The sequence below is a fragment of the Afipia sp. GW823-FHT06G09 genome (assembly GCF_058794875.1).
Map to the genome: position 1 here is coordinate 774,311 of NZ_JBXAHF010000003.1, position 25,138 is coordinate 799,448.

Annotated in this window: 20 protein-coding genes; 10 read left to right on the forward strand and 10 right to left on the reverse strand. The window is 62.9% G+C overall.

Features of this window, described 5'->3' with window-relative positions; genetic code table 11:
* Window positions 1-170: 170 nt before the first annotated feature.
* From AC1Q67_RS16275 to AC1Q67_RS16285, 3 genes are all read left to right on the forward strand, one after another.
* A complete protein-coding gene (locus tag AC1Q67_RS16275; RefSeq protein WP_492236352.1) occupies window positions 171-3,449 on the forward strand; it encodes a tetratricopeptide repeat protein in 3,279 nt (1,092 codons plus the stop codon).
* A gap of 221 nt (window positions 3,450-3,670) precedes the next feature.
* Window positions 3,671-4,597, forward strand: a complete 927-nt coding sequence (locus tag AC1Q67_RS16280; protein WP_492236353.1) for a sulfite exporter TauE/SafE family protein — start codon at window positions 3,671-3,673, stop codon at window positions 4,595-4,597.
* A complete protein-coding gene (locus AC1Q67_RS16285) occupies window positions 4,594-5,376 on the forward strand; it encodes a TIGR02186 family protein (protein WP_492236354.1) in 783 nt (260 codons plus the stop codon). Before AC1Q67_RS16280 ends, AC1Q67_RS16285 begins: the two co-directional genes overlap by 4 nt.
* Here the strand turns inward: AC1Q67_RS16285 and AC1Q67_RS16290 are convergent.
* Both AC1Q67_RS16290 and AC1Q67_RS16295 read right to left on the reverse strand, forming a co-directional pair.
* Entirely contained in the window at window positions 5,373-6,707 is a 1,335-nt protein-coding gene (locus AC1Q67_RS16290; RefSeq protein ID WP_492236355.1) for an NRAMP family divalent metal transporter, read from the reverse strand. The two genes, AC1Q67_RS16285 and AC1Q67_RS16290, sit on opposite strands and share 4 nt — an antisense overlap.
* 95 nt (window positions 6,708-6,802) lie before the next feature.
* On the reverse strand, window positions 6,803-7,720 hold the full coding sequence (locus AC1Q67_RS16295) for a DMT family transporter (protein ID WP_492236356.1): 918 nt from the start codon (window positions 7,718-7,720) through the stop codon (window positions 6,803-6,805).
* A 96-nt stretch (window positions 7,721-7,816) separates the two neighbouring features.
* On the opposite strand from AC1Q67_RS16295, the gene AC1Q67_RS16300 reads away from it, so the two are divergent.
* Entirely contained in the window at window positions 7,817-8,680 is an 864-nt protein-coding gene (locus AC1Q67_RS16300; RefSeq protein WP_492236357.1) for a LysR family transcriptional regulator, read from the forward strand.
* A gap of 54 nt (window positions 8,681-8,734) precedes the next feature.
* On the opposite strand, the gene pdeM is transcribed toward AC1Q67_RS16300, so the two are convergent.
* The 3 genes from pdeM to AC1Q67_RS16315 all read right to left on the reverse strand — a co-directional run bounded on the left by pdeM (window position 8,735) and on the right by AC1Q67_RS16315 (window position 13,238).
* On the reverse strand, window positions 8,735-9,427 hold the full coding sequence (gene pdeM / locus AC1Q67_RS16305; RefSeq protein ID WP_024577208.1) for a ligase-associated DNA damage response endonuclease PdeM: 693 nt from the start codon (window positions 9,425-9,427) through the stop codon (window positions 8,735-8,737).
* Between the two features lie 6 nt (window positions 9,428-9,433).
* Window positions 9,434-11,995, reverse strand: coding sequence for a ligase-associated DNA damage response DEXH box helicase (locus AC1Q67_RS16310; protein ID WP_492236359.1), 2,562 nt, complete (start codon window positions 11,993-11,995; stop codon window positions 9,434-9,436).
* 82 nt (window positions 11,996-12,077) lie between these two features.
* On the reverse strand, window positions 12,078-13,238 hold the full coding sequence (locus tag AC1Q67_RS16315) for an ABC transporter substrate-binding protein (RefSeq protein WP_492236478.1): 1,161 nt from the start codon (window positions 13,236-13,238) through the stop codon (window positions 12,078-12,080).
* 370 nt (window positions 13,239-13,608) lie between these two features.
* On the opposite strand from AC1Q67_RS16315, the gene AC1Q67_RS16320 reads away from it, so the two are divergent.
* Window positions 13,609-15,042: an outer membrane protein gene (locus tag AC1Q67_RS16320; RefSeq protein ID WP_492236360.1), complete on the forward strand. Its 1,434-nt coding sequence runs from the start codon at window positions 13,609-13,611 to the stop codon at window positions 15,040-15,042.
* Between the two features lie 9 nt (window positions 15,043-15,051).
* Here AC1Q67_RS16320 and AC1Q67_RS16325 read toward each other — a convergent pair whose 3' ends face one another.
* A complete protein-coding gene (locus AC1Q67_RS16325) occupies window positions 15,052-15,978 on the reverse strand; it encodes a class I SAM-dependent DNA methyltransferase (protein ID WP_492236479.1) in 927 nt (308 codons plus the stop codon).
* Window positions 15,979-16,221: 243 nt separating this feature from the next.
* Here AC1Q67_RS16325 and AC1Q67_RS16330 point away from each other — a divergent pair, with 243 nt between their 5' ends.
* The 4 genes from AC1Q67_RS16330 (at window position 16,222) to AC1Q67_RS16345 (ending at window position 20,735) form a co-directional block, all read left to right on the forward strand.
* Window positions 16,222-17,253, forward strand: coding sequence for a ligase-associated DNA damage response exonuclease (locus tag AC1Q67_RS16330; RefSeq protein WP_492236361.1), 1,032 nt, complete (start codon window positions 16,222-16,224; stop codon window positions 17,251-17,253).
* Window positions 17,250-18,926, forward strand: a complete 1,677-nt coding sequence (locus tag AC1Q67_RS16335; RefSeq protein WP_492236363.1) for a cisplatin damage response ATP-dependent DNA ligase — start codon at window positions 17,250-17,252, stop codon at window positions 18,924-18,926. The genes AC1Q67_RS16330 and AC1Q67_RS16335 overlap by 4 nt, the downstream gene beginning before the upstream one ends.
* Window positions 18,927-19,082: 156 nt before the next feature.
* Complete coding sequence (locus tag AC1Q67_RS16340; protein WP_492236365.1) at window positions 19,083-19,388, forward strand: DUF6460 domain-containing protein; 306 nt, start codon at window positions 19,083-19,085, stop codon at window positions 19,386-19,388.
* Between the two features lie 57 nt (window positions 19,389-19,445).
* Window positions 19,446-20,735, forward strand: a complete 1,290-nt coding sequence (locus tag AC1Q67_RS16345; protein WP_492236366.1) for an MATE family efflux transporter — start codon at window positions 19,446-19,448, stop codon at window positions 20,733-20,735.
* On the opposite strand, the gene AC1Q67_RS16350 is transcribed toward AC1Q67_RS16345, so the two are convergent.
* Both AC1Q67_RS16350 and AC1Q67_RS16355 read right to left on the reverse strand, forming a co-directional pair.
* Window positions 20,710-21,804: a quinone-dependent dihydroorotate dehydrogenase gene (locus AC1Q67_RS16350; protein WP_492236367.1), complete on the reverse strand. Its 1,095-nt coding sequence runs from the start codon at window positions 21,802-21,804 to the stop codon at window positions 20,710-20,712. The genes AC1Q67_RS16345 and AC1Q67_RS16350 overlap by 26 nt on opposite strands.
* Complete coding sequence (locus tag AC1Q67_RS16355; RefSeq protein WP_492236480.1) at window positions 21,801-22,145, reverse strand: DUF952 domain-containing protein; 345 nt, start codon at window positions 22,143-22,145, stop codon at window positions 21,801-21,803. The genes AC1Q67_RS16350 and AC1Q67_RS16355 overlap by 4 nt, the downstream gene beginning before the upstream one ends.
* Window positions 22,146-22,363: 218 nt before the next feature.
* Here AC1Q67_RS16355 and AC1Q67_RS16360 point away from each other — a divergent pair, with 218 nt between their 5' ends.
* Complete coding sequence (locus AC1Q67_RS16360; protein WP_024577197.1) at window positions 22,364-22,990, forward strand: S24 family peptidase; 627 nt, start codon at window positions 22,364-22,366, stop codon at window positions 22,988-22,990.
* Window positions 22,991-22,999: 9 nt separating this feature from the next.
* Here AC1Q67_RS16360 and ybaK read toward each other — a convergent pair whose 3' ends face one another.
* Window positions 23,000-23,473 carry a Cys-tRNA(Pro) deacylase gene (gene ybaK, locus AC1Q67_RS16365; RefSeq protein ID WP_492236368.1) on the reverse strand — a complete coding sequence of 158 codons (474 nt, stop codon included), beginning with the start codon at window positions 23,471-23,473 and terminating at the stop codon, window positions 23,000-23,002.
* A 20-nt stretch (window positions 23,474-23,493) separates the two neighbouring features.
* Window positions 23,494-25,134 carry a lysine--tRNA ligase gene (locus AC1Q67_RS16370; protein WP_492236369.1) on the reverse strand — a complete coding sequence of 547 codons (1,641 nt, stop codon included), beginning with the start codon at window positions 25,132-25,134 and terminating at the stop codon, window positions 23,494-23,496.
* Window positions 25,135-25,138 lie beyond the last annotated feature (4 nt).

A 25,138-nucleotide genomic window follows, 5' to 3' on the forward strand; every position in this document is an offset into this window, starting at 1 on the left:
CGAGAATTATTAATAGGGCCGCTGCCGTTTCATTAACCCGGTATTTACCGTAACGCGAAAAAGTCGGGACTGGAAACAGACGTCTCGCGTCGAAATTTGATTGTCTCTTCAATGGGACGCGGGGGTCTGAAGCGCACTGGCAGGAGCCAGCGCCAAGACCGGACCAAGGCATGACAGCGCGCGTATCGTGGAGTGTTGACGGAATCGAGCCATCGGTCCGCGAAAGGGCCGAAGCTTCCGCGCGCCGTGCCGGTATGTCCTTGGGAGACTGGCTGAATTCGGCAATCGGCAGCCCCGCAGCCGCACCCCGCGAAGCGCAGGATGTCGCCGAAATCCATAAGCGGCTGGATTCGATCAGCCGCCAAGTCGAGCATATTTCGCGTGCTCCGGGTGCCCCGAAAAACGATCCCGCCGTTGCCCGGCAACTGAACGACGCCATTTCGCGGCTCGATGCCCGGTTGTCGCAGATCTCAAGCGGCACCCAGCCCCCGCCCCCGCCGTATCAGGCTGCTCCGGCTGCCCGCACTGCCCCCGTCACGTCGCCCAGCATGTCTCCGATGGATTTCTCTATCGCGGAAATCGTTGCGCGGCAGGGCGAACTCGACGGCGCGCCGCGCGCCATGCCGCAGCCGTCCGTGCGGATGCCGCCGCCGTCATTCGTGAACCACGCACCGCCGATCCAGCCGCAGGCCGACTTCTCCGGTCTTGAGCGGCAGCTGTCCCAGATCACCAGCCAGATCGAGATGCTGCGCCGGCCGGACGGCATCGAGCAGTCGATCGCCGCGTTCCGCAGCGAACTGAGTGAGATCCGGCAGGCGATCACCGAGGCATTGCCGCGCCGCGCGATCGAAACTCTCGAGGGCGAAATCCGATCATTGGGACGGCGCATCGATGAGACGCGCTCCAGCGGCATCGACAGCACGGCGCTGTCCGGCATCGAACGTGCGCTGTCTGACATCTACAGCGAACTGCGCGCTCTCAAGCCCGCCGAACAACTCGCCGGCTTTGACGACGCGATCCGCAATCTCGGCGGCAAGATCGACACCATCGTGCGATCGAGTCACGATCCGGCGACGGTCCGTCAGCTTGAAGACGCCATCGCCGCGCTCAAGGTGATCGTCTCGAATGTCGCCTCGAATGACGCGCTGAACGAACTCGCCGGACACGTCCAGACATTGTCGGCAAAGGTCGATCAGCTCGCGCGTTCGAGCGGCAGCGGCGATATTCTGTCGGCGCTCGAACAACGTATCGCCGTGCTGACCACGGCGCTTGAACAGCGCGAGCGCCCGCCCGCGGGCGACACGGTCTATTTCGACAATGCGGTCCGCACGATTTCGGACCGGCTCGACAATCTTCAGGTCGGCAATGGCAGCGCTGCGTCGCTCAGCCATGTCGAACAGCGCGTCCATCATCTTCTTGAACGGCTTGAAGCGTCGGAGACGCGCGGCGGAAACCTCGCACGGGTCGAAGAAGGGCTCTCCGACATTCTCCGCCATCTCGAAAACCAGCGCGCCAGCAGCGCAGCGGGTGATCCGGGCCTGCGCGCCATTGCGCCGATGGACAGCGAGTTTGTCGACACCCTCAAGCGCGAACTAACCGACATCCGCTTCAGCCAGTCGGAAACCAACCGGCATACGCAGGACTCGCTCGAAGCCGTTCACAACACGCTCAGCCACGTCGTCGACCGGCTGGCGCAGATCGAGGGCGATCTGCGCAACGCACGGACTGCTGCTCCTGCAACACGCGAGATGCCGCGCGAGCAGGCCATGCCTGACCCCCGCGCACGCGAGGCCTATGCGCCGGAGCCGCCGCGCCCGGCCACATCGTTCGCGCCGGTGCCGCGCCCCGAAATGCCGAATCCGGCTGCGGCGCAGGCTCCGATTGCACGCCCGCAAGCCGCGCAATCCGCCGCGCAGGCGCTCGACATCGCGCCGCCTTCCCGCGTGGAAGCGCCTTCCGCCGCACCCGCATCGGTGCGCCCGCCGCCGAGCCCGCGCAGCCCCATCGATCCCAGCCTGCCGCCGGATCATCCGCTTGAGCCGGGAACCCGCATGCAGCCGTCGCGCGGCGGATCCAGTCCGTCCGAGCGCATTGCCGCGTCGGAAGTCGTTCTGAACGAGATTTCCGCGAGCAAGCAAGAACCCGTCAGCTCGACCAATTTCATTCAGGCCGCACGCCGCGCCGCGCAGGCCGCCGCTGCTGCACCCCCCGCGGCAACGGGGCCGAAACCAAACCGCGTGACCGCGCTCAACGATGCCGCTCGCAACGCCGCCAAGGCTGCGGCGATCGGAGATTCCGGCATCTCCTCAAAGATCCGCGCTCTTCTGGTGGGCGCAAGCGTCGTCGTGATTGTGCTCGGCACCGTCAAGATGGGCATGAATCTGCTCAGCGGACACGACAGTTCGAACTCGTCGCTGCCTGCCGAATCCAGCGTGACGCCGCCGGCTCCGCCGCCTGCGCCGGAAAACGGACCGCGCTCCGACGCTTCGCCTGCGCTCACGCCGTCGATGACCTCGCCGACACTGCTCACGCGACAGTCACCGATGAGCGGGCCGCAGATCATTTCAGTCCCTCAGATGCCTGCGATTCCTGCTGCAGCTCCCGCTGAACCTGTCGCGGCGCCGGCCGCCGCTCCCGTTGCGCCCGACATTACCGGCTCGATCCTCACGCCGCAGGAACGGGTGTCCGTGACAATCCCATCGGGCGCAAAGACCACTGCGAAAATCAAGCTGACCCCGGTCGCGGACAAATTGCCCGAAGCCATCGGCAGCGCCGCACTTCGCAACGCGGCCAACCGGGGCGAGCCGGGTGCAGCCTTTGAAATCGGCGTGCGCTACGCCGAAGGCCGCGGCGTTGCGGCTGACTATACCACCGCAGCGAAATGGTATGAGCGCGCCTCAGCAGGCGGCATTGTCCCGGCGACATTCCGCCTTGGTACGCTTTACGAGAAGGGGCTCGGCCTGAAGAAGGACATCGAGACCGCACGCGGCTACTACCTGCAGGCCGCCGAGAAGGGCAGCGCCAAGGCGATGCATAACCTCGCGGTGCTCGACGCTGACGGCGGCGGCGCGGGACCGAACTACAAGAGCGCGTCGCAATGGTTCCGCAAGGCGGCCGAACGCGGCGTCGCGGACAGCCAGTTCAATCTCGGCATTCTCTATGCCCGCGGCATTGGCGTGGAGCAGAATCTCGCCGAATCCTTCAAATGGTTCAGTCTGGCCGCAGCCCAGGGCGACGGGGATTCCGGCCGCAAGCGCGACGATATCGCCAAGCGCCTCGATGCCCAGTCGCTTGCCGCGGCAAAACTCGCAGTCCAGACCTTCACGCCCGAAGGACAGCCCGACGAAGCCACCGCCGTTGGCGCGCCGGCCGGCGGATGGGACGTCGCCGCACCCGCAACGCCTGCGGCGAAGTCGGCCAAGACGGCCGCGAAAAGCGCAACCCGGTAGTCCCGCAGATCCGCTGAGCGAGCGCACCGAGGACAGCGGCCGCGTTAAGATTAACGCGGCACAATCCCGAAACCACACCGCGCATTTTTCGGCCCCCCAGCCGGATTCTCTAGCGCGCCCGCAAACGATTTCGGCTAAGCAGAAGCGCGGCGCATGACCCGCGTCGCGGCACACTCACTGCTGCGAGGTCCCGGCCCCGCGCAAAATCCAAGCGAACGCGCGTGCAACTTTTCCTCCCCATCGCCGACATTCCGGTCAATGTCTTTCTCATCCTGGCGATGGGCGCGGCGGTCGGATTTGTGTCCGGCATGTTCGGCATCGGCGGCGGATTCCTGATGACGCCGCTGCTGATCTTCGTCGGAATTTCACCGGCGGTCGCCGTCGCCTCGGTCTCAAGCCACATGGCGGCCTCGTCGTTCTCCGGCGCGCTGTCCTATTGGCGCAAGCGCGCGATCGACCCGGCGCTATCCATGATCCTGCTCTGCGGCGGTGTCACCGGCACGGCATTGGGTGTGTGGATTTTCGCGCTGCTGCGATCGGTCGGGCAACTCGATCTGATCATCGCGCTGTCGTACGTGGTGCTGCTGACCGCGGTCGGCACCCTGATGTTCCTTGAAGGCCTGCGCGCCATCTTGCGGGCGCGGCGCGGCAACACTGTCATTACCCGGCGCGCGCGGGCTCAGGGCTGGATTCTCGGCCTGCCGCTGAAGATGCGCTTCAAGCGCTCCAAGATTTATCTATCGGTGATCCCGGTGATCGCCGTCGGACTGCTGGTCGGCTTTCTCGGCGCCATCATGGGCATCGGCGGCAGCTTCCTGCTGATCCCGATCATGATCTATGTGCTGCGGGTGCCCACCGCGACGGTGATCGGCACCTCGATGGCACTGACACTGGTGACGATGGTGATGGCGACCGTGTTGCATGCCGTAACCAATCACCTCGTCGACGCAGTGCTGGCGCTGGTGCTGATGGTGGGCGGCGTCATCGGCGCGCAGTTCGGCGCGCGGGCCGGGCAGCGAATCCGCAGTGAACATCTGCGCCTCTTACTCGGGCTTCTGATCCTGTCGGTCGGGGTTCGCTTTGCGGTCGAACTGGTGATCCGGCCGAATGAACTCTACTCCATTCGCGATCTGGGGATTGGCGGATGAAACATCGCGCACTCCCCTTCTTCGCCGCGCTATTGCTCACCCTCGCCGCGAGCACGACTGCGAGCGCGGAGAACCTGATCGTCTCGGTCTCCAACCACCGCATCACGGTGACGCCGAATTATTCCGGCGAAGAACTCGTGCTGTTCGGATCGATCGAACGCGACAGCAAATCCAGGCCGCTAGGCACAGCCTACGACATCGTCGTGACGGTGAGCGGGCCGCGCGCCGACATGGTCACCCGACGCAAGGAACGCAAGCTCGGCATCTGGATCAATGTCGATTCACGCGAGTTCATTCAGGTCCCGGCCTATCTCGGGATCTTCGCCAACCGCCCGATCGACAACATCGCCGCGCCGGATGTGCAGCGCCGACAGCAGATCGGCATGGCCAGTTTCCCGCTGCCGCAGCGCATGGGGCCGGATGTCGCCAACACGGTCGCGAGCGACCCGTTCCGAACCGCCTTTGTGCGGCTGCGCACCGACCACGGGCTTTACCGCGAGCAGACCAATGCGGTGACATTCCTTACGCCGACGCTGTTTCGGACCGGAATTCCGCTGCCCGCGGAGGTGCCGACCGGAACCTACACGGTCGACATCAAGCTGTTCGCCGACGGCGCGGCTCTCGCCAAAACGGAAACCGCGTTTGAAATCGTCAAGGTCGGCTTCGAACAGTTCGTCGCCAATTCAGCCCGCTATCATGGGCTGCTCTATGGTCTGGCCACCGCGATGATGGCGATCATGACCGGATGGCTGGCGTCTGTGGTCTTCCGCAGGGACTAAAAGAAGAAACCTGCGATCATCGCTACTACGCAGACCGCCATTGCCGCCGTCGACAGCCACCCCAGCCAGAGCAGCGGACCGGTGATCGCAAACTTGCTCATCACATCGCGGCGGCGCGCCATGACCATCAACAGAACCATGACGGGCACCGCGAGCACGCCGTTGATCACAGCGCTCCAGTACAATGCCGAGATCGGATTGATCGGCGTAAAATTAAGACCGATGCCGATACCGGCCGACAATGCCAGCACCGAATAAAACGCCCGCGCTTCACGCGGCTTGCGGGCAAGACCGACCGGCCAGCGGCGGCCTTCACCGATCGCGTAGGCTGCGGACCCCGCGAGCACCGGAACGGCCAGCAACCCGGTGCCGATGATTCCCAGCGCGAAAATGAACTCGGCAAAAACACCGGCAATCGGTTTGAGTGCTTCCGCCGCCTGCGCGGACGATTCGATGTCGGTTTTACCCGCCGCATTCAGTGTCGCCGCTGCCGTGATGATGATCGAGATCGCAATCAGGTTCGAGAACGCCATTCCCACGATGGTGTCGGCGCGGATGCGGTGAAACTCCTTCTGTGCGCCGTAATGCTTCTCTGCCAGCGGCTGCTTTTTAGCGTCGATACGCTGCTCCTCCGCTTCCTGAGAGGCTTGCCAGAAAAACAGATAGGGGGAGATGGTCGTGCCGAGGATGGCGACCAGCGTGGTCAGGAAAGCCGAGGTCCATTGCACCTGCGGGATGGCGATGCCGCGCAAAGCATCGCCCCACGATACTTTCGTCACCGCAAGCGCGGCGACGTAAGCAAACAGGCTGAGCGTCAGCCATTTTAACACGGAGCTGTAACGTTTGTAGTCGAGAAAAATCTGGGCAACCGTCGAGGCCACACCGAACACCAGCACGTAGAGAAAGCCGGGACCACCGATCAAAAGCTTGAGCGCATCGCCCATGGCCGCCAGATCCGCTGCGATATTGATCGTGTTGGCGATGAAGAGAAGTGCCACGATGATGTTGAGCACCCAGACTGGGTAATGGCGGCAGACATTGCCGGCGATGCCAAGGCCTGTGACGCGACCAACCCGAGCAGAGATTTCCTGAATCGCCACCATCAGCGGGAATGTCAGCAGCATGGTCCAGCCGATGCCGTAACCCAGCTGCGCACCCGCCTGGCTATAAGTCCCGATGCCGGACGGATCGTCATCCGAGGCACCGGTGATGAGGCCGGGGCCGAGCGTCTTCAGAAAGCCGCGCAGGCTGAACGGCTCAGGCTTGCTAGCGTGCTGAGCCATCCTTCCCGGATGATCTGTCTTCCGATGATCGACCTTGTGGTTTGCCATGCCCATATCCAGCCGCCGCAGATAACGGCCGTCATGCGGCCGGGTTCCACGAGGTCTGTCGTGTCGGCGGCCCGAAGTCCATGGGGTAGATCAAATCATGCCGGGACCGATGGGACCACTGATCGGGTGACAAGGTAGATGCCAAGCGCGACCGGAACAATGCCGAGCAGGTCCCATGCCGCGACGTGTTCGCCGAGCAGCATCCAGCCGAACAGCATGCCAAGCGGCGGCATCAGGAAGTGATAGGCACTGGCGGCGGTCGCACCAACGACAGTCAAAAGATGAAACCACAGCATATAGGCGACAATGGACCCGAGCATAATCAGATAGGCCAGCGCCCACAGCAGCCGCGCGCTCGGCACGATGTCGCCGACATTCGAGAACAACACTGCGAACGGCAGCAGCGCGAGACCGCCCGAGATATTCTGCACACCGTTGCCGACCCACAGGCTGCCCTTCGGTGCCAGCACCTTGAACAGAATGGTGCCCGCGACGATCGAGATCAGCGCGCCGACCGAGAATGCGATTCCGATCGCACCGTCGCTGCCGGCTGAAATGCGGTGCGCCACGATCAGCGCGACACCGGCGACGCCCAGCAACAGCCCGGCGACCTTGCGCCAGGTGATCTGCTCGCCGAGCAGCGCCGCCGCCAGCATGGTCGTGAACACCGGATTAGCACTGACAATGAGCGCGTTGAGTCCCGCCGAGATGGTGCGCAGGCCGATATATCCAAGCCCAAGATAAAGCGCGTTGTTGGCGACGCCGATCAGCGCGAACGCCATTACATCGCGTCGCGACAGGTTCCATTCGCCGCCGCGCAAAGCTGCGATGCCAAGGATCAACACTCCGGCCGCGAGAAAGCGCACCGTGAGCAGGATTAGCGGCGGACAGTCGGTGACACCGATCTTGCCGGCGACGAACGACGCACTCCAGATCAGGCAGAACGCCGCCACATAGAACGGAAACGGATTGATTCCCAGCTTTGCAGCCGGGACCGGAACGGCGATGGACATGGCTGTCTCCTTCGCCTCCCGAAATAGGCCTCTTCATTGTCATTTGAAAATTAAATGATAAAATCATGATCAGTGGAAAAATAAATAGGTTGGGCCATGCTGGATCTCGAGCTTCTGCGCAGCTTCGTCTCTGTGGTGGAATCCGGCGGCTTCACGCGCGCCGGTGAGCGCGTCCACCGCACCCAATCCACAGTGAGCCAGCAGATCAAGCGACTCGAAGACGACTTCGGCCGCGTCCTCCTCAATCGCAGCGGCAAGACCGTGACGCCGACCGAAGACGGCGAGCGGCTGCTCTCCTATGCGCGGCGAATCCTGTCGCTGGCGGAGGAGGCGCGCGACGTTCTCGCGCGGCCGGCGACGGAAGGCGCGGTGCGGCTTGGCATTCCGGAAGATTTCGCGGCCTATCGATTGACGCAACTGCTCGCAAGTTTCGCGCGGTCACGGCCGGGCGTGCGGCTCGACGTCCGCGCCGACCAGAGCACCTATCTGCGCCGCGATCTCGAACGCGGCGACATCGATCTCGCCCTGATCAAGCGCGACGCGGGCGAAAAAGGCGGCATCGCGGTGTGGCCGGAGCGGGTGCACTGGGTGACAAGCAAGAAAAATCCCGTCGACGCGAAGGCGCAGTCGCTGCCGCTGGTGTTTTTCGCAATCGGATGTCTGTATCGCACACGCGCGATCCACGCCATCGAGTCGGCGGGACGCAACTGGCACATGGCCTATACCAGTTCGAGCCTGTCCGGGATTCAGGCCGCGGTCGCGGCGGGACTGGGGCTGAGCATCCTTCCGCAAATTGCCATCCAGTCCGATCATCGCGTGCTGACGGCCAAGGATGGCTTTGCCCCGATCGACAAGACCGAAGTGGCGCTGGTTGCGTCACCCGAGGCAAGCCCGGCCACGCTGCGGCTTGCTGATCGCCTTGCGGAATTTTGCAGCGAGGTGCAGGCGAAGGCCGCCTGACATTGATGCGGCATGATCTCGCCCGAAAATCGGTACCGGCTTTCGGAATCCTGCCTAATAACAGCGCGAGGCCGCGATGGTGTGCACCCGGCGATCGCCGAGCACATGCGCGGTAAAGGCCAGGGTCTGGAAGATTGCCGCAAAGGCCACATCGCGAATGCTGAGGCCACCGGTGTAGGCGCCGAATGCCGGCATCACCGCCCGCTCCCCGTCGCTGGCAAAGCATCGCCGCTCGACCGAACGGCCGCGCGTTGAGACACGCGCCTTGGGATGAAGATGGCCTGCGATCTCGCCAACCGCACCGGTCGGCTCATGGCGAAACACAATCGGCCCTATGGCGACCTCGTCCGCGACCGTACCGCCAAGATCGCGCGGCAGCGCCGGATCGTGATTGCCGGAAATCCAGATCCAGTCGCGCCGCATCTGCAAGGTGGATAGTGCTTCGCGGTCATCCGGCGACAGCCGTTCATGCGCTTCGCGATCATGGAAGCTGTCACCCAGCGCAATCACCGTGCGCGGATCGTGGCGCGCGATCACCGCACCGAGCCGGGCCAACGTCGCCGCCGTATCGAACGGCGGCAGCAGCACACCGCGCTGCGCGAAGCTGGAACCCTTTTCAAGATGCAGATCGGAAACGACCAGCAGGCGCTCATCTTCCCAGAACAACGCACCGGCGATATCCGCGGTGAACGTCACGCCCGCGACAGTCACTTCTGGAACCCGATCTGCCGCCTGCGCGCCGTGCATCTCTCGTCAATCCTGATCGGGCGACATCGCCTCTTTGACGAGTTCCTCGGCGGCTTCCGCCAGCAACTCGTCAGACGCTTCGCCATAAACCGCTTCGCGGCCGATTTCCAGCATCACCGGCACCGCCAGCGGCGATACCCGGTCGAGCTCCTTGTGCGTGATTCGGCCCTTGATCCGGATCAGCATATCGCTGAGACGGCGAATATCCAAAAGACCGGTCGCGGCATCGGCTCGCGCCGCGCGCAACAGCACATGGTCAGGCTGATGCTTGCGCAAAACATCGTAGACGAGATCGGTCGAGAACAGCACCTGCCGGCGCGATTTCTCTTCGCCGGTGAACCGCCGCGCGATCAGGCCCGAGATCACGGCGCAGGTGCGGAACGTGCGCTTCATCAGCGCAGATTCCGCGAGCCACGCTTCGAGGTCATCGCCGAGCATGTCGGCATCGAACAGCGCGTCGAGATTGAGCCGATCGCTCTGGATCATCGACGACATATCGCCGAGCGACCACACCGCGAGCGCGTATTCATTAGCGACAAAGCCGAGCGGCTTGGCGCGCGCCCGCTCCAGCCGCCGTGTCAGCAGCATGCCGAGCGTCTGGTGTGCAAGACGCCCTTCGAACGGATAGCAGACAAGATAGTGCTTGTCGGCGCGCGGAAAGGTTTCGACGATCAGCTCGCGCGGCCCCGGCACGCGGGAAAACGCTGCCTGCAGCGACAGCCATTCGCGGACCTGATCGGGCAGCCCTTTCCATGCACGCTGGTCCGCGAGCAGCAGGCGCACGCGCTCGGCCAGATAGGTCGAGAGCGGGAACTTGCCGCCCATATAGGAAGGCACCTTGGCATTGGCATCGTTGCTGCGCGATACATAAACCTCATCCTCCATCAACGCTTCGTAACGCACCACCTCGCCGCCGAACACAAACGTGTCGCCGGGCACGAGCCCCTCGATGAAGTATTCTTCGATCTGGCCGAGCATCCGCCCGCCCCGCGCAATCGCGCCGGTGGAGCCCGACCCCTTGCTGCGGCCACGCACCAGCTTCACTTTCAGCATCGGCTCTTCAACGATAGTACCGACATTGAGACGGTAGCTCTGGCGCACGCGCGGATTGGCGACCCGCCACCTTCCGGCCTTGTCCTGCTTGATGCGCGCAAACCGCTCATAGCTTTTCAGCGCGTACCCCCCCGTCGCCACAAAGTCGATCACATCATCGAAGTCCTTGCGCGGCAAATCGAGATACGGCGCGGCACTGCGCACTTCCTCATAAAGAGCATCGGCGAAAAATGGCTCGCCGCAGGCGCAGCCAAGAACATGCTGCGCGAGCACATCGAGCGATCCGGTCCGCTGCGGCGGCGTGTCCTGCGCGTTCTCCGCGACCGCATCGATGGCGGCACGGCATTCCAGCACCTCGAAACGATTGGCCGGGACCATAACCGCGCGCGACGGCTCATCGAGGCGGTGGTTGGCGCGGCCGATCCGCTGCATCAGCCGCGATGCACCTTTCGGCGCCCCGACATTAATGACGAGATCGATATCGCCCCAGTCGATGCCAAGATCGAGCGACGAAGTGCAGACCACGCCGCGCAGCTTGCCCGCCGCCATCGCGTCCTCGACCTTGCGACGCTGCGCGACATCGAGCGAGCCGTGATGCAGGGCTATCGCCAGCCCGTCGTCATTGATCCGCCACAGATCCTGAAACAGCATCTCCGCCTGTGCACGCGTATTGACGAACATCAGCGACGTCTTGTTGGCCTTCACCAGATCGTAGATTTCACCAAGCGCGTGGCGCGCCATGTGTCCCGCCCACGGCAGTCGCTCCTTTGTATCGAGCATTTCGACAATGGGGGCCGCGCCCGCATCCGCGATGACAAGATCGGCCATACGCTCAATGCCCGATTGCTGCGGCACCAGATAGCGGCGCAGATCATCCGGCTCCGCGACCGTCGCCGACAGACCCACTGTCGTGGCCTGCGGCGCGAGCCGCCATAGCCGCGCGAGGCCGAGCGACAGCAGATCGCCGCGCTTCGACGTTACCAGCGCGTGCAGCTCGTCGAGCACAATCCGCTTCAGTGACGAGAACAGATACGGCGCGTCATCGGACGAGAGCAGCAGCGCAAGCTGTTCGGGCGTGGTCAGCAGAATGTCCGGCGGGTATTTGCGCTGCCGCTGCCGCCGCGACACCGGCGTGTCGCCGGTGCGGGTCTCGACCCGAACCGGCAGCTTCATGTCGGCGATCGGCCGTTCGAGATTGCGCGCGATGTCGACCGCCAGCGCCTTGAGCGGCGAGATATAGAGCGTGTGCAGGCCGCCGCTGCGCACAACGCTCCGTCCCGTCGACATTGTTTTCGCGGATTTCAGTTGCGGCGAGCCGAGTTCCACGAGTGTCGGCAGAAATCCCGCCAGCGTCTTGCCCGCGCCGGTCGGTGCGATCAGCAAGGCGGACCTGTTATCCTGCGCTTTTGCCAGCAGATCGAGCTGATGCGCGCGCGGCGACCAGCCCCGCGCCGCGAACCAGCGCTGGAAAATCCCGGGCAGCAAATCGGGCGATGTCGGGGTCTTGGTGTCCACCGCCTAGAAGTAAGGCGTCACGCGGTCGCGGTCGAGAGCAGCGCGGAAATCCGCCCTGCCCTCGCACGTATTATTTTATCCGCTATTGGCTGACCGGCTTTGCATCGAGATCCCAGTCCTTGCCGTTGAATGTTCCGATAAACAACGTCTTGATCGGCGAATAATCATCGGGCGAGGTTGAATAGGTAATACCGGGCAGGAAAATCGGCGCCTTGTAGCCGGCCAGCGACGTGGCGTGCTTCAGAACATTGGCATGGGTCAGTTCATCGCCGCACTTTTCGAGAATGCGGGCCATGGTCACCGCCTGCGAATACCCCTGGAACGCGATGGTGTTGTCCTGATCGACGTTCGGCAGATATTTTGTCCGCAGTTCCTGAAATCCTTTCACATCGGGATCATCCGCCCATTTCGAGCTGCCGACTTCCTTGGTGTAGCTCGCGGCCACGATGCCAATGGCATTATCCGCGCCGGCGGCATTCAAGATCGACCGGCCGCTCGATGTGCTGACCAACAGATGCAGCGGCTTCCAGTTAAGCTCCGCGACCTTGCGGATTGATTGCGACGTCGCCTTGCCGGTGGAGATATTGTAGAAAACATCCGCGCCGGATTTCGACAGATTGATCATCTGCGAATCGATGGTCGGGTCCGTGAGATCGTAGGACGCCTCCGCGACGACCTTCACCTTGCCGCCGGCTTCCGTCAGAATCTCCTTGAACGAATTCATATAGTCGCGGCCGAACTCGTCGTTCTGATAGAGGATGGCAACCTTCGCGTCCGGCTTCTTTTGCAACAGATAGCGCGCAAGGATCCGGCCCTCGGTCGGATAGAGCGGCAGGCCAGGCGTGGTCCATTTGAAATTCTTTGGATCGTTCCAGCGCCCTGCGCCAGTGTTGAGAAGAAGCTGCGGGATGTTCTTGCCGTTGAGATACTTCTGCACGGCGGTCTGGGGGCCGGTGCCGAGCGAGCCAAACAACGCGAGCACTTCCTCCTGCTCGACCAGACGCCGCGTCGCCTCGACCGTCTTCGGCGCGCTGTAAGAGTCATCCAGCGTCAGGAACGTGACCTTGCGCCCGTTGATGCCACCCTTTTCATTCAGCATCTGGAAATACGCCGCCTGGGTGCGGCCGATCACGCCATAGAGCGAACCCGGCCCGGAATGCGGCACGGTCTGGCCGAGCTTGATTTCGATGTCGCTCGCACCCGGATCGTATTTCTTCTGCGCCTGCGCGGCGGATGCCACCATCAGAACGGCCCCCGAGAACGCAGCGCCGGTGGCAAACGACTTCATCGTCTTTTTCATTTCTTGTTGTCTCCCTGAATTGATTCAGCGGCATTCTGCGATGCCTTTGATTCTCCGGACGTATTCCTCGTGGATCGGATGCAGATCACGGCATCCTGCCGCGCGATGCCGCCCTGTCTTGCGTTTTGGCGTCACGGCCGGTCTTTTTGCACGGTTGCCGCAGGTCATCGGTCCTACCGCACCGTAACCGCCTCTAATTCCAGTAAAATTTCTTGAAGTCACCCTGCGTCAATTTGGCTCAGGTGTGGCCCGCGAGGTACAGCCGAACAGCCCGGTAACCGCTAAGCAGAAGAGCAATCTGAAGTGGAATTCCATGCAGAAGTTTCTGATCGCGGCCGCGCTCGTCGCAACGACGGCAAGTGCCCATGCTGCGGACCTTCCTGCCAAAATCGCGTTCAAGAAAGCGCCTGTCGCATCGACCACCTATGACTGGACCGGTTTGTATGCGGGCGTGAATGCCGGCGGTGCTGTTGGCGGCGAAGGCCGCTCCGGCCTCAATGTGCTCGGCTTCGGCGGCTCATTCGAGACATTCAACCTCGCTTCGCTGGGCGTCGTTGGCGGCGGCCAGGCCGGATACAACTATCAGTTCGGCAACTGGGTGATCGGTGCGGAAGCCGATATTCAGGGCATCGGCAATCAGAATCACGCCAACTGCATTCTGACCTGCAACGCGCTCAACAGCGCCATGCTTCAGCAGGACATGACATGGTTCGGCACGGTGCGCGGGCGCGTCGGCTACGCATCCGGCCCCATTCTCAATTACTTCACCGGCGGCTTTGCTTACGGCGGCGTCAAGGTGACTGACGCGCAGCGCCTGTTCGGCGTCAACGTCGGCACTTTCGCCATTGAGCAGACCAGAACCGGGTTCGTTCTGGGCAGCGGCATCGAGGCGGCGGTCGGCGGCAACTGGACCGCGAAGATCGAATATCTCTATGTCGATCTCGGTTCGATCAACCAGGCCTTCGTGCTTGGTGGAACGCCCCATGTGATTGGCACCGAGGTCCGCGAGAGCATTTTCCGGGCGGGCGTGAATTACCGCATCGGCGGCAATGGCAGCCTGTTTGCAGTCACACCTGCCGCGAACTGGACCGGTTTCTACGCAGGCGGCAACGGCGGCTCGGGCCTCGCGCGCGACGCCACAACCCACAGCGTCATATCCGGCCTGACAGCAGCCAACAACGATTTCGATCTCGCCCCGCGCGGTTACAACGGCGGTTTGCAGGCAGGTTACAGTTGGCAACGCGGCAACGTCGTGTACGGCCTTGAGAGCGATATCCAGTATTCGACGCAGGAGACCGATCGGAGTTGCCTGTTCACCTGCACGCCGACCGCGACTGCCACGTACCGTCAAAAGCTGGACTGGTTCGGCACCGTGCGCGGACGCATCGGATATGGCGTCGGCTCGACGCTGTTCTACGCCACCGGCGGTCTCGCCTATGGCGAGGTCAAGACCCGCGTGACGGAGACCATCACCACGCTTGGAATCAACGGGACAGCAGGTTTCAAGGATGTGCGTGCCGGCTGGGCGCTGGGCGCCGGCGTCGAGACGCCACTTGAATTGTTCGACTGGTTCAAGCCCGGCCAGTGGAGCGTCAAGACCGAGTATCTCTACATCGATCTCGGCAGCGCATCGAACAGCTATAACCTCAACGGCATTCCGCACACCCTAACGACGGAAGAGACCAATCACATTTTCCGCACCGGCGTGAATTACCACTTCGATACGCCGGTGACCGCCAGGTACTGATCGCAGCGGTCAGGCCTTGCTTGCGGTGACGACCAGACCCGGCACAGGCTCGCCGGCCTCGATGCGGGTCGATGCCGGCGTGATCGCGCACCGCGTCAGTCCGGCAGCGGCAATGGCGCCGCGCAGATAAGCCTCGCTGTGAGCATAGCGCAGTCCGGGGCCGAGAATCACGCTCTTACCAACATGCGTCTCGACTGTGAATGCCAAGAGGCCCAGCGGCTTCAGCACGCGCGCAGCTTCATGCAGCAACGCATCCAGTTCCGGAACATAAACGAAAGCGTCCGCCGCGATGACCAGGTCTGCGCTGGCGTCGCTCTCGGCCTGCAAACCCTGCAGCATGTCAGTGACATCCAGACGCGCATAGAGACCCGTGTCGCGCGCGCGCTCGATCATGCCGGACGACAGGTCGACGCCAATAAACTCATCAGCCAGTGAGGCGAACTCGCGGGCGACGAGGCCGGTCCCGCATCCGAGATCAATCGCACGCATGAAATGGACCGGCAGCTTTGCCGCGTGACGCACAGCCAGCACCGCCTTCAGCAGAACCGCGGGCCCGCAATAATCGAGATCATTGACCAACGTCTTGTCGAACCGCGGCGCATATTGATCGAACAGCGCTCGTACATAGCCCGGCGGCATGGTGGAGAGATCTTCGACGCCGAGGCGCATCAGCCGCACCTTCGCGCCATGCCGGTCGTCCGGATCGGCATCGCGCGCGCGCAAATACGCCGTCACCGCATCGTCGCGCTGGCCCATCTGTTCGCGCAGATCGCCAAGCGCAAACCATGCCGAGGCAAAGCCGGGTTCCAGCTCCGCTGCCTGTGCCATCAGGTCGGCGGCGGCGGCAAGATCGCCGCGCAATTGCAGGTCGCGCCCGAAGTCATAGCGCCGGTCGGCGATCAGGTTTCCGGAGGACAGGAACAACACGGCAGGCATGGACTTGATCTGAACCTCAAACAGAGCCAAGCGGGATTTACCAGACTCCAATGCGTTTTCGGAGCGACTATATAACCTAGTGGAGTGGATTTGACATTCGCTCCCTGCTCCTACGAGTCCGCAAGCGAATGTCAAATCCAAAACTCCACTAGAAACCTATATTTGCTAGTGGTCCCTTGATTCTAACATTCGCAAGGGTGCCTGCCGAGACGCGATGCGAATGTTAGAATCGGACCACTAGAGATGCGCCCGCAAGACATCCTGATGCCCGTCGCCGCCGGCCTCTGCTGCAAGCCCGGCGGCTTTCATATCGATCCGGTGCGGCCGGTCGAGCGGGCGCTGATCACCCATGGCCATTCCGATCACGCCCGCCCCGGCCATGGCGCGGTACTGGCGACGCAGGAAACTCTCGACATCATGAGGCTGCGCTATGGCGACAATTTCGCCCGCAGCACGCAGGCGATCCCCTACGGCGAGACCCTCAAGCTCGGCGATGTTAGCGTGACGTTTCATCCCGCCGGTCATGTGCTGGGCTCGGCGCAGATCGCCGTCACCGGCGGCAAGACAAAAATCGTCGCGTCGGGCGACTACAAGGACACGCCCGATCCGACCTGCCCGCCGTTCGAGGTTGTGCCGTGCGATGTGTTTATCACCGAGGCGACATTCGCGCTCCCGGTCTTCCGCCACAGCAATGTCGAGGGTGAAATTGCGAAACTGCTCGCGTCCGTCGCGTTGTTTCCGGAGCGCGCGCATCTTGTGGGCGCCTATTCGCTTGGCAAGGCCCAGCGCGTCATCGCGATGATCCGCGCCGCGGGCTACGATGCACCGATCTACATGCACGGCGCGATGGAGAAGATCACGCGCTACTATGAAGGCCGCGGTATCCATCTTGGCGAGTTGCGGCTGGCAAAGGGGATGAAGAAAGCCGATCTCGCCGGGACCATCACACTGGCTCCTCCGTCCGCCATCACTGACATCTGGACGAGGCGTTTTCCCGATCCCGTTGCCGCATTTGCCTCAGGCTGGATGCGGGTGCGCGCCCGCGCGCGGCAAAAGGGCATCGAACTGCCGCTGGTGATCTCCGATCACGCCGACTGGGACGGATTATGCGCGACGATCGACGCCACCGGCGCAGGCGAAATCTGGGTCACCCATGGCCAGGAAGACGCACTGGTTCACTGGTGTCAGTCGAGGGGCCTCAAAGCGCGGCCGCTGGATCTGGTCGGCTATGGCGACGAGGACGAAGGCGCTGCGCCGGAAGAGGCGGCGCCATGAATCGATTCGCGCATCTGCTCGACCGCCTTGCCTATGAGCCCGGCCGCAACAACAAGCTGCGGCTGATCACAAACTACTTTCGCGAGGTGCCGGACCCCGATCGCGGCTGGGCGCTGGCGGCGCTGACCGGCGCGTTGTCGTTCCGTCATGCCAAGGCTGGCCTCATTCGTGATCTGATCGCCGCGCGCACCGATCCGACGCTGTTCGCGCTATCATATGACTATGTCGGCGACCTGTCGGAAACTGTCGCGCTGATGTGGCCGACGGACCGGCGGGCGACGAATTCACCGCCGCCACCGACGCTCACGGAAGTCGTCACCACGTTCAACACGCTGGGTAAGACCGAAATCCCCGCACAACTGGCGCGCTGGCTCGACGAACTGGATGAGACCGGCCGCTGGGCGCTGCTGAAACTGGTCACCGGCGGTCTTCGTATCGGCGTCTCCGCACGATTGGCAAAAACAGCAGCCGCAGCCCTTGGCGACAAGGACGCCCATGACGTCGAACTAATATGGCCGGGGCTGACCCCGCCCTATCTCGACCTGTTCGCGTGGCTGGAAGGCCGCGCCGACAAGCCCGTCAACCGCGACCCGGCGCCGTTCCATCCCGTGATGCTGGCACATGCCATCGAGGACTCAGACTTTACCAATCTCGCGCCGGAAGACTTCACCGCCGAATGGAAATGGGATGGCATCCGTGTGCAGGCGGTAAATGGAAAGGACGAGCGCGGAAATCTTCTCACGCGGCTCTATTCACGCACCGGCGAGGACATCACCAGGAGCTTTCCCGATCTGGTGCTATCCCTGAGACTGCCCGGGGCGCTCGACGGTGAACTGCTGGTGCTGCGCGACGGGCGCGTTCAGACGTTCAACGTCTTGCAGCAACGGCTCAACCGAAAATCCGTCACGCCAAAATTGATGAAGGATTATCCGATCCACCTGCGCGTCTACGACCTGCTCAGCGATGGCGACAACGACCTGCGTATGCTGACCTTCACTGAGCGGCGCGCAAAACTCGAGAACTTTGTGGTGCAGCTCAATGATCCGCGCATCGACCTTTCGCCGCAAGTCTCGTTCAAGACGTGGGACGATCTCGCCGCTGCACGAGCCGACCCTGCGAGTGCCGGAGCCGGGGAGGATTCGGAGGCCATCGAGGGCGTGATGCTGAAACGCCGCGACGCGCCATATTTGCCTGGCCGGCCGAAAGGCCAATGGTGGAAATGGAAACGCGATCCGCACATCATCGATGCGGTCCTGATGTATGCGCAGCGCGGTCACGGCAAGCGCTCGTCTTATTATTCCGACTACACCTTCGGCGTCTGGACCAGCGTCGACGGCGCGGATCAACTCGTGCCGGTCGGCAAGGCTTATTTCGGTTTCACCGACGAGGAGTTGATTCAAATCGACCGCTTCGTCCGCCGTCACACCACCGAGAAGTTCGGCCCGGTGCGTCATGTGGTGCACGAGCCGGACCAGGGACTGGTGTTCGAGGTCGCGTTCGAGGGACTGGCGCGCTCGGCGCGGCACAAGTCCGGTGTCGCCATGCGCTTTCCCCGCATCAGCCGATTGCGATGGGACAAGCCACCGCGCGATGCCGACCGGCTGGAAACACTTGAACGGATGTTAATCTCCGAGAGTAAAATTCTCTCTCCTGCCGCTGCGGATAGCCATTGACGACGGCAAGACAGTCCCCCATCTGGCGTGCCAGTGTGCTGAAACCGAAGTTCGCGCAATCCCGCAGAGCCTACCGTCCACGAACTTCGGATTCGAAAGGACACTGTCTAAATATTGTACTAGTGTGCGGTGACGCACTCACTTTGGGAGACCACAATGCCGGACGATGTGAAGGAATTGCCAGCCAGAAACGACGACGCCCTGTCGCGCTTCCTGGGCGGTTCGCCATTGTCGGTCTTGCTGCGGCTGGTGCTGCTGTCGCTGCTGGTCGGTGTCGTGCTCGCCGCGATCGGCTTCGATCCGTGGAACATCATTTACAGCATCCGCCGCCTGATCGACTGGATCTGGAATCTCGGCTTCGACTTCATCAACGGCGTGTGGCGCTACTTCCTGCTCGGCGCGGTGATCGTGATCCCGATCTGGCTGATCTCGCGGCTGTTCAGCACCCAACGGCCGCGCTGATTGAGAGACGCGGCCAGAGTTACGACCGGACAGGTTTTCAGCATCGCCGGACCGGCGATGCTGGCCAATCTGACAACGCCGCTGCTGGGCGTTGTTGCGACAGCCTGTATCGGCAGGCTGGGCGATCCCGCCCTGCTCGGCGGCGTCGCAATCGCCTCGGTGGTTTTCGATTGCCTGTTCTGGCTGTTCGGTTTCCTGCGCATGGGCACGGTCGCGTTCACCGCGCAGGCGCTCGGCGCCCGGGATGATGTTGAAATCCGCGCAACCCTGTTTCGCGCAATTATCGTCGCTGCGGCGATCGGCCTTCTTCTGATCGCAGTCAGCAAGCCGCTCGGCACCGTCATCCTCTCCGTGATGGGAGGCAGCGCGCCGGTGACGGCGGCGGCGCATGAATACTTTGCGATCCGGCTGTGGTCCGCGCCGATGGCTCTCGGCAACTATGTCCTGCTCGGCTGGTTCGTCGGTCAGGCACGCGCGAAAACCGCGCTTGCGCTGCAGATTCTGATCAACGTCGTCAATATCGCGATGACCGCGTGGCTGGTCCTTGCACTCAACAAGGGTATTGCGGGAGCGGCGATTGCCGCGGTGCTGGCGGAAACCACAGGATTTGTCGTTGGCGCTGTCCTGGCATGGCGTCTGCTTGGCGGTGTGTTCGACATCAGCGCCGAGCGGCTGTTCGACCGCGAGCGGCTGCTGCACATGTTCTCGGTCAACCGCGACATTCTGATTCGTACCGCCGCCCTCATTGCCGCGTTCCTGTTCTTCACATCGCAGGGCGCACGTGCCGGCGACACCGTGCTGGCCGCCAACGCCGTCCTCAACAACTTCCTTCTGATCAGCGCATTCTTTCTCGACGGTATCGCGAATGCGGCCGAACAGATCTGCGGCCGCACCTACGGCAATCGCGACCGCGACGGTTTCCTGATTGCGACCAAACTCGTGATGCTGTGGGGGTCCGTGTTCGCGCTCGCCGTCAGCACCGCGTATTTGCTTTTCGGATCGAACCTGATCGCGCTGATGACGCCGAACCCCGACATTCAGCGCGTCGCGAACGATTATCTTGTCTTTGTCATTCTCGCGCCGATCGTCGGCTTTTTCGCATTCGCCTATGACGGCATTTTCATCGGCGCGACCTGGGCCCGCGACATGCGCAATCTCATGCTGCTGTCGCTGGTGATCTTCCTCACGGCATGGGCTCTGCTGCGATCGTTCGGCAATGCGGGCCTGTGGAGCGCGCTTCTGATCCACTACGTCGCGCGCGGCGGTCTGCAGGCGCTGCGCTATCCGGCGCTGTTCAAGGCCTCGTTCGGCAACGGAGTGCTTACTCCGGCCAGGGCTCTGCAGTAATTGTCGCCGCATCGGCGCCGACAATTTCGGAGAGACTGTCGCGGCTGGTCCGCCGCAATGTCGACAGCAGATCGGCCTTGATGTCCTCAACCAGCCCGAGGCCCTTGTAGATCAGCGAGGAGTAAAGCTGGATCAAAGTGGCCCCGGCACGGATCTTCATCAGCGCGGCACCGCCGGAATCGATGCCGCCGACGCCGATCAAAGGAAACGCGCCCTCGGTGCGTACGTAAGTCTCGGCCACCATGCGCGTGGACAGCCGCAGCAGCGGACGCCCGGACAACCCGCCCTGCTCTTTCGCTTTCGCCTGTTCACGCAGCGTCGCGGGCCGCGCCAGCGTCGTATTGGCAACGATCATGCCGTCTACCCGGCGGGAGCGCGCGATGTGCACGACATCGTCGAGTTCCTGCAATGTCAAATCGGGCGCAATCTTTAGAAGCAGCGGCGAATCGCCGGCGTTCTTGCGCACGCGTTCGCGCGCATCGACCACCCGCGCCAGAAGATCGTCCAGCGCCGCCGCCTGCTGCAGATTGCGCAGGCCCGGTGTGTTGGGCGAAGAGATGTTGACCGTGAAATAGCTCGCCACCGGTGCGAACAGCTCGATCAGCCGGACATAGTCCGCCGTGCGATCCACCGAATCCTTGTTGGCGCCGACATTGACGCCGACGATGCCGCCGAGACGCGATCGCGCGGCGAGCCGCCGAAGCACGGCTTCCGCCCCGTCATTGTTGAAACCCATCCTATTGATGACGCCGAAATCCTGTTCGAGGCGAAACAGCCGCGGGCGCGGATTTCCGTCCTGCGGTTTCGGTGTCACCGTTCCGATCTCGACAAAGCCGAAACCCAGCCGCAGCAACGCGTCTGGTGCTTCGGCATTCTTGTCGAAACCCGCGGCCATGCCGACAGGATTGGGGAAGTTCAGGCCAAAGGCACGCACCGCGAGCTTGGGATCGCTGGGGCGCGGCTTGGCCGGCGGCAGCAGCCGCAACCCGCCGATTGCCAGCCGATGGGCGTCCTCCGGGTCGAGCCGGCGCAGCAGCGGCAGGGTGAGGGCATCAAAGGCGCGGATCACGACGCAAGCTCCGGAATATCGTGCGAACCGTCGGAGCGCGCACGCAAGTCGAGGATTTCTGTCACGGCGCCGGTGTCGAGTTCGCCGTAGAGATGCGGAAACAACTCGCCGCCGCGCGAGCGTTCCCATTTCAAGGCCGGGCCCAGCGCCTCGGCATCGACCGCAATCAGGAACAGCCCCGTCTGCCCCGCGAAATGCTTGGCGACGGTCCCCGCCACCTGGGACGCGGTGGAAAAATGGATGAAGCCGTCGCGCTTGTCGTCGGCACTGCCGCGAAAGGCGCCCTGCCGCTCGGCCTCGCGCCAGGCCGACGCGGGGCAAATCTTGTAGATCGTGGACACGGCGGGCGGACTCTCGTGAGTTATTGAATTCATTTGGGATTTTTCGGAGCTCTGCCGAGCGCCCCGCAGACCGTATCGGCGCGCTCCGGCCACTTCAAGGGCAGCGTTCATCTGATCGCTATGCATTGCAGAGACGCCGGTTTCGAGGTAATAATTCCTAGTTCCTGATAAAATTCACTGCCCGGTCCGGTCGGCTGGGCCAGACATCCGGCCATCCCATGTTGACCCACGATCAAATCTGGAATGCGCTCGACCGCCTCGCCGAACGCGCGGGTTTATCGGCATCCGCATTGGCCAAACGTGCGGGCCTCGACCCCACCACCTTCAACAAATCGAAGCGGATCACGCCGGACGGGCGCGAGCGCTGGCCGTCGACCGAATCCGTCGCGAAAGCGCTGGCCGCGACCGGCACCACCGTCGACACGTTCGTGCAATTCATCGAGGACACCGCACGCTCGGTGCAGGCGGTGCCGCTGCTCGGCTTCGCCGAAGCCGGCACCGGCGGCTATTTCGACGACGGCGGCTTTCCGGTCGGCAAGGGCTGGGACGAAGTCGGACTTCCCTCGGTCAACGATGAGCATGCCTACGCGCTGGAAATTTCCGGCGACTCGATGAAGCCCGCCTATCGCGACGGTGACGTCATCATCGTCTCGCCCGGCTCACCGATCCGCCGCGGCGACCGTGTGGTGGTCAAAACCAAGGACGGCGAAGTCACCGTCAAGGAACTGAAGCGGCGCACCGCCAAGGTGATCGAGTTGCAGTCGCTCAATCCGGCGCACAAGGACCGCGTCATCGACGCCAAGAATGTCGAATGGATCGCGCGCATCGTCTGGGCGAGCCAGTAACACTCCGCCTCAAGCCACCAGCGGCGCAACGATCGCGTTCAGGATCTTGGCCGCGTCGCGCGGAGCGAGCCGCACCTGCAACCCGCGCTGTCCGCCATTGATGTAGACAAGCTCGTGCGCCATCGCCTGCTCCTCGATGGCCGCGCGCGGCGGCCTCGATTGTCCGAACGGACTGATACCGCCGACCTTGTATCCTGACAGGCGTTCCGCATCGGCCGGTTTCATCATCTGTGCGGATTTTCCGCCGAACCCAGCGGCAAGCTTTTTCATCGAGACTTCGCGATCGGACGGAACGATGACGCAGACCGGCTTGCCGTCGACCAGCGCCATCAGCGACTTGAGCACGCGCGACGGCGCTTCGCCGAGCGCCTCGGCGGCCTGCAATCCGATGCGGTCGGCATCGCCATCGTAATCATAGGTGTGAACGGTGAAGGCGACGCCGGCCTGTTCCAGCATCTTGGTCGCGCGCGTCACTTTCGACATGCGTTACTCCGAGGCGGCGGCTAGGCCGCCGCCCGCTTCAGCGCAGCATCGATCATCGCGATCGCGTTCGTCACACCATAGACCGCGACGAACGACCCGAAGCGCGGGCCTTTCTCCTGGCCGAGCAGCACCTGATAGAGCATGTTGAACCAGTCGAGCGAAACACCCGGACGGCCGTCCTTGCCGGCCTTCTTGTGATCCAGGAACGGTTCGCGGCGGCCGATTTCATAGACCACGTTCTGGATATCTTCAGCGGAAGCATCGGCATCCAGTCGCGCCAGCGCATTACGCAGGTCGGTCAGGGCCGCGCGTTCGCTCTCGGTCGGTTGGCGGAAGGTCTTCGTCGGCGCCACGAAGTCGCGATAGTAGTTGATGGCGTAACCGACCATGTCGTCGAGCTTCGGATGGGTCTTCGGCGTCACACCCGGACGATACCGGCCGATGAAGCCCCACAGCGTTTCGGCATTCTCCGCGTTCGATGACGACACCAGCGTCAGCAGCAACTGGAAGGTCACCGGCATATCGGCCAGCGGCGGATTGCCCGCGTGGATGTGCCAGACCGGATTGCTCAGGCGCTGCTTGCCATCCTGACGCGGATAGCCGTCAATGAACTGCTGATAGTCATCGACATTGCGCGGGATCACATCGAAATACAGCCGCTTCGCCGCCTTCGGCTCACGGTACATGAACAGCGACAGCGATTCCGGCGAGGCGTAGCGCAGCCACTCGTCGATGGTCAGGCCATTGCCCTTCGACTTGGAAATCTTCTGGCCCTTGTCGTCGAGAAACAGCTCGTAGTTGAAGCCTTCCGGCGGCGTGCCGCCGAGCGCCGAGCAGATCTTGCCCGACAGCTTCACCGAATCGATCAGGTCCTTACCCGCCATTTCATAATCGACGCCGAGGGCAACCCAGCGCATCGCCCAATCCGGCTTCCATTGCAGCTTGCAATGCCCGCCGGTAACCGGAACAGTGACGCGCTCCCTGGTGTCCGGATCGTCATACGAAATCGTACCGGCCTTCGCATCGTGTTCAACGATCGGCACCTGCAGCACGACCCCGGAGCGCGGCGAAATCGGCAGGAACGGCGAGTACGTGGCGGCGCGCTCCTCGCGCAGCGACGGCAGCATGATCGCCATCACCTTGTCGATGTTCTCCAGCATCTTCAGCAGCGTCGCGTCGAAGCGGCCCGACTTGTAGTACTGCGTCGATGACGCGAATTCGTAGTCGAACCCGAACGTATCGAGGAACGCGCGCAGCCGCGCGTTGTTGTGTTCGCCGAAACTCGGATGCGTACCGAACGGATCGCGCACCTGCGTCAGCGGCTTGCCGAGATCCTGCTCCAGCATCTCCTTGTTCGGCACGTTGTCCGGCACCTTGCGCAGGCCGTCCATGTCGTCGGAGAATGCCAGCAGCTTGGTCTTGATCTTGTCCTCGGTCAGCACGCGAAACGCATGGCGCACCATGGTGGTGCGCGCCACCTCGCCGAAGGTGCCAATATGCGGCAGCCCCGAGGGACCGTAGCCGGTCTCGAACAGCACTTCGTCCTTCGGCTTTTTCTTCAGCCGTGCGACAATCTGCTTCGCCTGTTCGAACGGCCAGGCGTTGGATTGTTCGGCAAGCGCCCGCAGGTCGCTCGCGGTTGAAGGCATTTCAGTCGACATCAAG